The 2,525-nt window shown below is 29.3% G+C and carries 4 protein-coding genes; 1 reads left to right on the top strand and 3 read right to left on the bottom strand.

What is annotated here, in order from left to right:
• Window positions 1–184: hypothetical protein (locus B4G36_RS00795; protein WP_291061271.1), on the top strand; the 184-nt coding region annotated here is incomplete at its 5' end.
• A 39-nt stretch (window positions 185–223) separates the two neighbouring features.
• On the opposite strand, the gene B4G36_RS00790 is transcribed toward B4G36_RS00795, so the two are convergent.
• From B4G36_RS00790 to B4G36_RS00780, 3 genes are all read right to left on the bottom strand, one after another.
• A complete protein-coding gene (locus B4G36_RS00790; RefSeq protein ID WP_291061269.1) occupies window positions 224–733 on the bottom strand; it encodes a hypothetical protein in 510 nt (169 codons plus the stop codon).
• A 213-nt stretch (window positions 734–946) separates the two neighbouring features.
• Window positions 947–1,456 carry a hypothetical protein gene (locus tag B4G36_RS00785; protein WP_291061267.1) on the bottom strand — a complete coding sequence of 170 codons (510 nt, stop codon included), beginning with the start codon at window positions 1,454–1,456 and terminating at the stop codon, window positions 947–949.
• Between the two features lie 155 nt (window positions 1,457–1,611).
• Complete coding sequence (locus tag B4G36_RS00780; RefSeq protein ID WP_291061273.1) at window positions 1,612–2,475, bottom strand: AadS family aminoglycoside 6-adenylyltransferase; 864 nt, start codon at window positions 2,473–2,475, stop codon at window positions 1,612–1,614.
• Between the last annotated feature and the right edge of the window lie 50 nt (window positions 2,476–2,525).

Here is a 2,525-nt window from a genome sequence, read left to right as displayed (position 1 = left end):
CAAGTGTTTTAGCCCAAGTTGTTTCCCTAAAACAAGGGAAATACAGCTTTTTACAAAAGTACTCCTTCACTCCTTAAAAAGAGAGTTTTTAAGCAAACCTAATTTTACATTAATATATTTTTCTAAAAATAAACCTCGCTTAAAAAGGCTTAAACGAGGTCCAATATATCGTATTTTTATTTAAAATAGGAGTTGTGCAACAGTTACCGATGTTATGTGATGGCTATTTTGTTATTAAAATGTTGCTTTCATCAAGCAAATCATCTTCTGTTAACTCAAAATAATCTAAATTTTTAAATTCTAAATCTTTAATATTAATTATTTTATCTATTGTTATTGACTTGTTTGTAAGTCTATACAAATCAGTCGAAGGTGGCATTTCAGCCCATTCTTTTGTATATTGAAATCCATCAATAATTTTGTTACTTTCTTTATCAATCTTTAGAATTAATAGATCATGAAAAGTCTTAGTTTCACCAGTATATGATTCGCCCCGAAATGTTTTAATAAAATTATAAATTATAAAGTCTCCGTTTATTGGTTTAAATACATCCTCAATGCTGCTATATTTATCTTTATAATTTTCGCAATCTAAGAACTCTATAAAACAATTAAATAGTTCGTAATTTATTTCTGAATTATCTGACTTATTTGTTAAAATATAAGATTCGTTATTTTGAGCAATAATATTTTTGCTTATTAAGAGAAATAATATGAATATTTTAAAGTTCATTTTTTCAATAGCTTTCACATAACGAGCCGAGTATTTGCGAAGAACGGGAGAGAAATTGAACGAAGTTCAAGTTCGTCCGTTCAAGCAAATTGCTTGGCTAAAACTAAATTAGTGTATTGTTTTAAGAAAAGCAATTTTGCGAGCGGAAAATAATGACAAAAAAGTTTGCCTTCAGCCCGTTTTTTCGCAAATAGTATGTTACACGTAGTTTTACTATTTTGTAAGAGATTTAGATATTTTATCACTAAAAATTAATAGAATTATTGCCAGAACAGAGGTAATCCCACTTCCTAAAAATATAAACGTTAAACTTTGTTTATACGCATCTTTTGCACTTAAATATGTAATTATATCCTTAATAAATTCTGGAAGATTGAAAACTAAAATAATTACTGATGAAATTAGAATTCCGATTTGTACAAATTTTGAAATGCTTATTTCATTATTTTCAATTTTTTCATTTCCAAAGTATTTATCGATTCTTAAAAACTTCATCATTATTTCTGTTCTATAAATTGTTAAATAATAGATAATAAAAAGAATAATTAATATACTAATAATTGTTATGATTGGAAATGGAACAAATGTTTCTACACCTGGATAGAATATATCCATATTTAAAAGAACGTTAATTTGTTCGGGAATAAATATTGTGAAAATGAAAATAATAAAAAATAGTCCAATTAATTTCAGAATTATAGCAAACAGATTTTTTATAGTCATAGTGTTGTAAAATTACGTGTAACGTGCCGCGTATTGGCGATGGGCGGGATTTTTAGCACTGAACTTTAATCGAAGAACAGAAGTTGAATTTTGCACTTCCGTTGATACGAAGCCGTTCAGCCCGCCTATTGCCAATACGATGTTGTACGACGTAGTTATGTTTTGGGTTTTAGTCCAGCTAAATATTTTCGTATGTCATTTTCTAATTTATCCGGGTATTTGTACTCTAATTTTTTTGACAATTCAGTTCCTATTTCTGAAACTAAATCAGTCATTGAAAATAGAGCAGTCCAATTTTCCTTTATATCGCTCCCTGAAAATGTTTGTTCTGTTTTAGCCCACATTTCCTGGTTAAGATACTTTTTGAAAAGTCGTCCATATTTATTGGTCGTTATGTTCCAATTGTGTTCACTTGCAATGTGCCATTCAATTAAAGGAATTAAATATTCTGTGCGAATAACGGTTTCCGACATAAATTTCGCATAGAATATTTCATTTCTCACAAGACACTTTGCCACGTAAGTTGTGTCCCACCAAAAATCGTTTATTAGATTTTGAAACTCTTTTTCAGACGGTTTTTTGATAATGGAAATTTGATAAGTTGGTTTCAGCATTTGCTTTGTAATACCATCTTTATCAATTAAAATTTTATAACCAATATCCCAATCTTCTGGTAATTCTTTCTCTTGCGTTTCCTTTATAAATTTTGATTTGCTGTAAAGTTTAAAATCTACTTTCACACCGTCTTCATAAAGTAGCATTTTCATTGCGTGTTTATGGTTAAAACAACTTTCGTCTTCTTCAATCATAGCAATTGGATTTCCGAATTTAAGCGTCCAGCTTTTGTCTGAAATGTAATTTGTATTATCCTCAAAAACAAATTCAATGTCTAAATCACTAAATTCGTCAACAAGTGCTAAAGGATTTACAAGTGAACTTGTCAGAAGAAGAACTCTTACATCTTCGTTTTTCTCCGACCATTCTATAATTGTTCTTAACTTTTCTTCTCTGACTTTCATTTTGTTTGGTTCGGTTTTACTATGTCGTACAACGTTTCGAGGCTTGGCGC

This window comes from Empedobacter sp. UBA3239, assembly GCF_002362875.1.
Classification (GTDB): domain Bacteria; phylum Bacteroidota; class Bacteroidia; order Flavobacteriales; family Weeksellaceae; genus Empedobacter; species Empedobacter falsenii_B.
Note: the sequence above shows the minus strand (reverse complement) of the source record. Positions and strands in the feature narration are given on the sequence as shown.

Excerpts from the sequence above, each read along its gene's own strand:
- B4G36_RS00790 (WP_291061269.1), bottom strand. The coding sequence starts at position 733 with ATGAACTTTAAAATATTCATATTATTTCTCTTAATAAGCAAAAATATT.
- B4G36_RS00780 (WP_291061273.1), bottom strand. The coding sequence starts at position 2,475 with ATGAAAGTCAGAGAAGAAAAGTTAAGAACAATTATAGAATGGTCGGAG.
- B4G36_RS00785 (WP_291061267.1), bottom strand. The coding sequence starts at position 1,456 with ATGACTATAAAAAATCTGTTTGCTATAATTCTGAAATTAATTGGACTA.